Source organism: Streptomyces sp. P5F9, from assembly GCF_057961495.1.
Genome location: NZ_JBXVPZ010001065.1, coordinates 1 through 515 on the forward strand (window position 1 = coordinate 1; position 515 = coordinate 515).

General features: G+C 67.8%; 1 protein-coding gene. It reads right to left on the reverse strand.

Annotated elements, in window-relative coordinates:
• Nucleotides 1–261, reverse strand: a 261-nt coding sequence (locus AC31A1_RS52410; RefSeq protein ID WP_489660073.1) for an SDR family NAD(P)-dependent oxidoreductase, incomplete at its 3' end; no start/stop codon positions are given.
• Between the last annotated feature and the right edge of the window lie 254 nt (nt 262–515).

Below are 515 nucleotides of genomic sequence, written 5' to 3' on the forward strand. Positions count from 1 at the left end.
GTACGCGCGCACGGCGTCGGGTTCGGTCACGTCCAGCAGGTCCGTGTGCACCGCGCCGCCCTCGGCACCGACCTGGTGCGCCGTGACCTCCAGCGATTCCTTGTCGCGGTCGGTGAGGTGGACGGTGGCACCCTCCCGGGCGAAGAGGACGGCGGCGGCACGTCCGTTGCCCCAGCCGGGGCCAACGCTGCCTGCGCCGCTGATGACGGCGATCCGCCCGGCCAGGCGGCCGGGCCGGGCCGGGGGCGCGTCTTCGGTCACGGGGGTCTCCCTCGGTTCAAGGTGGGCTTTCCTGTGCCGACAGTTTCAGTGAGTGTCGACACAAAGTAAACACCAGGACGGGTAATCGCAGATCAAGGACACATCTCTTGCATGAGTGTCGACAGAATGTTTGGATGGACAATCAGAAGGCAGCAGCGGAACACCCACTGGGAGGGGCCCATGGACAAGCCGGCCGTGTTCACCGACGAGGAGATCTCCCGCTTCCGGGCCGAGATCGCCGCCAGGCGCGCACC